At 68.4% G+C, this 5,827-nt stretch carries 6 protein-coding genes and 1 pseudogene; 1 reads left to right on the forward strand and 6 read right to left on the reverse strand.

From position 1 onward, the window contains the following. From H0U68_RS22630 to H0U68_RS22645, 4 genes are all read right to left on the reverse strand, one after another. Positions 1-382 (reverse strand): NAD(P)-binding domain-containing protein (locus H0U68_RS22630; protein ID WP_296359159.1); only part of this gene is annotated, 382 nt, incomplete at its 3' end. A gap of 57 nt (positions 383-439) precedes the next feature. Beyond that, on the reverse strand, positions 440-1,798 hold the full coding sequence (locus H0U68_RS22635) for a Gfo/Idh/MocA family oxidoreductase (protein ID WP_296359160.1): 1,359 nt from the start codon (positions 1,796-1,798) through the stop codon (positions 440-442). Positions 1,799-1,805: 7 nt separating this feature from the next. Continuing rightward, complete coding sequence (locus H0U68_RS22640) at positions 1,806-2,687, reverse strand: phytanoyl-CoA dioxygenase family protein (RefSeq protein WP_296359161.1); 882 nt, start codon at positions 2,685-2,687, stop codon at positions 1,806-1,808. After that, positions 2,684-3,391, reverse strand: a complete 708-nt coding sequence (locus H0U68_RS22645) for a GntR family transcriptional regulator (RefSeq protein ID WP_296359162.1) — start codon at positions 3,389-3,391, stop codon at positions 2,684-2,686. Before H0U68_RS22645 ends, H0U68_RS22640 begins: the two co-directional genes overlap by 4 nt. Before the next feature lie 96 nt (positions 3,392-3,487). Between H0U68_RS22645 and H0U68_RS22650 the strand changes: the two genes are divergently transcribed. Next, positions 3,488-4,339 carry an alpha/beta hydrolase gene (locus tag H0U68_RS22650; protein ID WP_296359163.1) on the forward strand — a complete coding sequence of 284 codons (852 nt, stop codon included), beginning with the start codon at positions 3,488-3,490 and terminating at the stop codon, positions 4,337-4,339. On the opposite strand, the gene H0U68_RS22655 is transcribed toward H0U68_RS22650, so the two are convergent. Next, a complete protein-coding gene (locus tag H0U68_RS22655) occupies positions 4,328-5,305 on the reverse strand; it encodes a GMP reductase (RefSeq protein WP_296359164.1) in 978 nt (325 codons plus the stop codon). The two genes, H0U68_RS22650 and H0U68_RS22655, sit on opposite strands and share 12 nt — an antisense overlap. 127 nt (positions 5,306-5,432) lie before the next feature. After that, positions 5,433-5,827 (reverse strand): annotated as a pseudogene (locus tag H0U68_RS22660) (hypothetical protein); the annotation flags it as partial.

The raw sequence follows: 5,827 nt of genomic DNA on the forward strand, positions 1-5,827 counted from the left end.
CTTCGGCGCCGCCCGTGCCGCCGGACACCGGCGCGTCGAGATGGTCCACGCCCAGGTCCGACAGCCGCGCCGCATGGTCGCGCGCTTCGCGCGGCGCGATGGACGCCATGTCGGCCAGCAGCGCACCATGCTGCATCGCCGCGGCCGCGCCCTGCGCGAACAGCACCTGCTCGGTGATGGGGCCGTTCTCCAGCATGCTGACCACGATGGAAGCGCCGTGCACCGCCTGCGCCGGCGTGTCGTGCACGTGGCCGCCATGGGGGCGCAGCTGCTCGGCCTTCACCCGCGTGCGGTTCCAGGCGTGCACCTCGAAGCCGGCTTCGCACAAGCGGCGCGCCATCGGCCACCCCATGAGTCCGATGCCCAGGAAGGCGATCTTCATGGCTGCCCTTTCGTTGTGGGAGGGCCCATCATGCGGCTGCGCTTCGCGCCATGCCTGTCATGCGGCTTTCAGCATGGCCGGCCGGAACAGCGTTTCCAGTTCGCGGCGCAGCTGGTAGGCGCGCGTGCCGGTGTCCATAGCCACGTCGGCCCAGGTCAGGCTCTGGCCTTTCTTCACCGGGCGCACCACCTTCACGTCGTGCGCCAGGCCGAGCGGCACGCCGCCCATGCGCACCGACGCGTCCGCCGGCAGCAGCTTGCCCCACACGGTGTAGCCGCCTTCGCCGTCCAGCATCTCGCCGGGTGCGAGGTCGCGCTTGGCGGTGGCCACCACGTCGGCGTTCCAGCCGGTGGCCACGCCGGTGGCTTCGCCGCGCAGCGCCACGCTGGCCACCGACATTCCCACTTCCAGGCCGATCAGGTGCCAGCGCTTGTACAGCGTGAAGTAGCGCCCGCTCGGGTCGGTCTTGGCGTTGTATTCCTCGAAGCAGTTCTTGATGTATTCGGTCTCGGCTTCCACGGTGACCCACACGCCCATGCGGATCTCGTAGTCGATCGGCGTGCCGTCGGTGTGGAGCGAGGAGATCACTTCCACCATGCCCTTTTTCTCCAGCACGCCGCCTTCGCTCTTCGGCCGCGTGATGCTGGGAATGTCGTCGATGCTGGCGGGCGGATACAGCAGGCCGTTGCTCGGCACCGCCAGGCCGGTGGCGTTGGCCACCGCGGTGCTTTCGATCGAGGGCTTGGAGCCGTCGAGGAAGCTGTTGAACATCTTCGGGTTGAGGCCGCCGCGTTTCGCTTGTTCGGGCGTGAGGCCGTAGAAGTCCCACACGGTTTCCGGCGTGGATTCGCAGAAATGCGGCAGCCACTTGTGGCCGCGCCCGGCCGCCACCACCGGGAAGCCGCAGGTGCGCGCCCAGTCCACCAGGTCGCAGATCAGCGCCGGCTGGTCGCCGAACGCCAGCGAGTAGATGACGCCGGCATCGGCCGCGCGGCGCGCCAGCAGCGGGCCGCAGAACGCATCGGCCTCCACCGTGACGTTGACCACGTGCTTGCCGTGCGCGAAGGCTTCCAGGCAGTGGTCTACCGCGGAAATCGGGTGGCCGGTGCACTCCACCACCACGTCGATGGCGGGGTGGCGCACCAGCGCCTGCCAGTCGTCGCCGATGTGGGTGGCGCCGGTCTTCAGCGCTTCGTCGATGGAGGCGGCTTCGGTGCGCTGCGCTTCCCAGCCCACGCGGGCCAGGTTGGCGCGCGCGCCGTCGGGCGACAGGTCGGCGATGGCCGCCAGGTGCACGCCTGGCGTGCGCGGAATCTGCGCCAGGTACATCGAGCCGAATTTGCCGGCGCCGATGAGGCCGACGCGCACCGGCCGGCCTTCGGCCGCGCGCTGCTGGAGTTTTGCGTAGAGGCTCATGCGGGACTCATGCGGCCTGCTTGATCTGGTCGATCGGCTCGAGCGAGGTCGCCAGCGCGCTGGCCGGCATGCCGTTCTTCCACGGCAGATCCACCGGGTAGGGCTCAAGCAGGCAGTCGTCGGGCAGGCAGTCGATCGGCGTGAAGTCGCGGTGCGCGATGAATTCCGGGCGCTTGAATCGGCGGATGTGGTTGGACACCGCACACAGGCTGAGGTAGACGCTCACGCGGTTCCACGGCGACAGGTTGCTGGTGGACGCATGCAGCAGGCAACCGTGGAACAGGATCATGGAGCCGGCCGGTCCCTTGGGCGAAACGATGCCGCCGTTCTTGCCGCCGCCGCGCTCCACCAGTTGCGCGATCAGTTCGTTCTCCACCACCCACAGCGGGTAGCTGGTGGTGTTCAGGTCGTGCCTGGCCTCCACCACGCCCTTTCTGTGGCTGCCGGGAATGAACATCAGCGGGCCGTTGTACTCGTTGACGTCGTCCAGGAAGATGGCCACGTTCATCGCGCGCGGCTCCGGCATCATGTCGTCGTTCAGCCAGGTGCCGTAGTCCTGGTGCCACTGCCACACGTCGCCCTCGAAGGCCATCTTGCCGTTGACCTTGAACTGGTGCATGTAGAGGTCGTCGCCGAACAACTCGCGTACCGGCTCCACCATGCGCGGATGCCGCGCCAGCCTGGCGAACGGCTCGCTGTACATGTGCGCGGCGAAGTTGGTGCGCACGGCGTCGCTGCCTTTCTCGCGCACGTTGTAGGCCTCGCGCCGCTCATAGATGGCGGGCACCGCCTCGGTCAGCGTGCGGATTTCCTCCGGACTGAACAGGCTGGGGAAGAACAGGTAGCCGTCGCGGTCGAACTGCTCGATCTGCTCGGGGGTCAGCTTCATGGCTTGTCTCCTTGGGTTCGCTTCAACACATGTTCCAGCCGCGCCGCCAGGTTGTCGCTGGCTTCGCGGCTGTGCTGTTCGATCAGGCACGCGGCGGTATTGCCATCGCCCGCGGCGATCGCGGCGGCGATCGCTTCATGTTCGTCCCACACCGCCTCGCGCTGGCGCGCCTGCTGCAGCACCGCGCCCATCACGCGCCGCAGGTGGCCCCAATGCAGCCGTGCGGAGGGCTCGATCAGCGGATTGCCCGACGCGGCATAGATGGCGCTGTGGAACGCCATGTCGGCATCGACCATGGCCTTGACGTTGCGCCCGCGCGCCGCCTTGCGGCCTTGCGCGATGAGGTGCGGGTCCATGCGGAAGCGCGCAGTGGCGGCCAGCCGCGCCGCCAGCGCGTCGAGCGCGCCGCGCACCGCATACACATTGCGCATCCAGGTGGCATCGAGCGGCGCCACCACCAGGCCGCGGCCGCGCGTGCCGGGCGCCGCGGACGCGTTGGCGTCCAGCACGAAGCCGTCGTTCTTCAGCGCGCGCAGCGCCTGCAGCACCGGCTGGCGCGACACGGCCAGCTGCGCCGCGATCTCCTCCTGCGTGAAGCGCTGCCCCGGTGCCAGCGAGCCGTCGCTGATCGCGTCGAGCAGGGTCTGGTAGACGCGGTCGACCAGGTCGGGCGTGGATTCGATGCGCAGCAGCTGGGCGGTCATGGGGGTGGTTTGTAGTTCCGTATACAGAATACCATTCCATGGCGATGGTGCAAGCTCAGGCACGATGCGATCCATGGCTATGCCACCATGCGGGCCATGAGCCATCCCGATTCCGCCTGGTACGACCGCATGTACAACAACCGCGGGCGCGTGCCGGACTACGCGACGTACTTCCAGCGCTGGGACGCGGCGTCGCGCGAAGCGCGGGCCGCCGCCGGATGCGAACTCGACCTTCCGTACGGCAACGCGCCGGGGGAGAAGCTCGACGTCTTCCCGACGGACACGCCGCATGCCCCGGTGCTGGTCTTCATCCACGGCGGCTACTGGCGCGCGCTCGGCAAATCCGACCATTCCTTCATCGGAGCCGCGTTCGCGCGCGAAGGCGCCTGCGTGGTGATCCCCGGCTACACGCTGTGCCCCGACAACACCGTGCCCGGCATCACGCGGCAGATGGCGCAGGCGGTGGACTGGACCTGGCGCCACATCGCGCGCTTCGGCGGCGACCCGTCGCGCATCACCGTAGCCGGGCATTCGGCCGGCGGACAGCTCGCGGCGATGATGCTTGCCTGGCAATGGACGGCGAGGGACGCGGCGCTGCCGGTTGGCCTGGTGCGCAACGCGCTGTCGGTCTCCGGCCTGCACGACCTCGACCCCATCATGCGCACCAGTTTCCTGCAGCCTTCGCTGCGGCTCACGCCCGCGCAGGTGGAAGAGGCCAGCCCCGCGCGCGTGCCTGCGCCGGCGCAGGGCACGCTGTATGCCGTCGATGGCGCGGACGAAAGCGAGGAATACCACCGGCTGCTGCAGCTGGTGCGCGAGCGCTGGGGCGCCTCGCGCGTGCCGGTGTGCGAGTCGCTGCCGGGGCTGAACCACTTCAGCGTGCTGGATGCGCTGGCGCAGCCGGGAGAGCGGCTGCATGGGCTGGCGCTGGAGTTGCTACATCAATAAATGTTCGCCGGCGTTGTCGCCGCCCAGGATGACGTAGTTCACTTTGCGGATGTCGGCCAGCCTGGTGCCGCCCGCGTAGCTGATCGAGCTCTGCAAGTCTTCCTGCATTTCGCGCAGCGTGTCGGGCAGGCGGCCCTTCACCGGTTCCAGGATGCGCTTGCCTTCCACGTGCTTGTACTCGCCCTTGTTGAAGTCCGAGGCGCTGCCGTAGTACTCCTTGTACAGGCGGCCCTCCACTTCTACCGTCTGCCCGGGCGACTCCTCGTGGCCGGCGAGCATGGAGCCCACCATCACCATGCTGGCGCCGAAGCGGATGCTCTTGGCGATGTCGCCGTGCTCGCGGATGCCGCCGTCCGCGATGATGGGCTTGGTGGCCACGCGGGCGCACCACTTGAGCGCCGAGAGCTGCCAGCCGCCCGTGCCGAAGCCGGTCTTCATGCGCGTGATGCAGACCTTGCCGGGGCCGATGCCCACCTTGGTTGCGTCCGCGCCCCAGTTCTCCAGGTCGATGATGGCCTCGGGCGTGCCCACGTTGCCGGCGATGACGAAGGCGGCGGGCAGCCTGCTTTTCAAGTGGCCGATCATGTCGCGCACCGTGTCGGCATGGCCGTGCGCGATGTCGATGGTCACGTAGTCGGGCACCAGCCCCTCGGCGGCCAACAGGTCCACGGTGGCGTAGTCGGCTTGCTTCACGCCCAGCGACATCGATGCGTAGACGCCGGCTTCCTTCATGCGCCGCACGAAGGCCACGTTGTCCAGGTCGAAGCGGTGCATCACGTAGAAGTAGCCGTTGCGCGCCATCCACAGGCAGATGGACTCATCCACCACGGTCTTCATGTTGGCCGGCACCACCGGCAGCTTGAAGCGCCGCCCGCCGAACTCCAGGCTGGGGTCGCATTCCGAGCGGCTGTGCACACGGCATTTGCGCGGCAGCAGCAGCACCTTGTCGTAGTCGAAGATTTCCATTTTCCCAAGCTCCAGAAAACTGTTGAACAACAGGTGAGCGCTTGGATCGCGGCCGGCCTCGCCCGGGCGGGCGAAAAAAAACCGGGTCGCCAATGCTTGGGCCCGGTGCTTGATTCTACGGTGTGCCTCAAGGCTCGCATTGGGTGCGCGAGATAGCCTTTATATGGCCGCGCGCATCTTCGGCCACCGCCACCAGGCGCAGCCGCTCGCGGTGCGTGCCCTCCGGGATCTGCATGGAACGGGCCTCGGACAGTTTGACCTGCTCGGCGCGCGTGAGCGGCCGCTGCAGGTCCCAGGCCGGGCGGAACACGTTGCGCACCAGGTTGCGCGGCACCGGGCTGCCCTCGCTGCCCGCCGGCAGTTCCTCCACCAGCAGCAGCCACACATGGCCGGCGGCGCCGGGCCGCAGCTCGATCGAGGTGCCGATGTAATCGTTGAGCGGCTCGCCCTGTGCCAGGCGCATGCGCAGCGGCGACGGCTCGGCGCGGCCGCGCACGGCGTCGGCACGTGCCGGGGCGGTGC

It is taken from the genome of Ramlibacter sp., from assembly GCF_013697775.1.
GTDB lineage: Bacteria > Pseudomonadota > Gammaproteobacteria > Burkholderiales > Burkholderiaceae_C > Ramlibacter.

What these genes read in the sequence shown, in the direction of transcription:
- H0U68_RS22655 (WP_296359164.1), bottom strand. Translation starts at nt 5,305, where the DNA reads ATGGAAATCTTCGACTACGACAAGGTGCTGCTGCTGCCGCGCAAATGC.
- H0U68_RS22640 (WP_296359161.1), bottom strand. Translation starts at nt 2,687, where the DNA reads ATGAAGCTGACCCCCGAGCAGATCGAGCAGTTCGACCGCGACGGCTAC.
- H0U68_RS22650 (WP_296359163.1), top strand. Translation starts at nt 3,488, where the DNA reads ATGAGCCATCCCGATTCCGCCTGGTACGACCGCATGTACAACAACCGC.
- H0U68_RS22635 (WP_296359160.1), bottom strand. Translation starts at nt 1,798, where the DNA reads ATGAGCCTCTACGCAAAACTCCAGCAGCGCGCGGCCGAAGGCCGGCCG.
- H0U68_RS22645 (WP_296359162.1), bottom strand. Translation starts at nt 3,391, where the DNA reads ATGACCGCCCAGCTGCTGCGCATCGAATCCACGCCCGACCTGGTCGAC.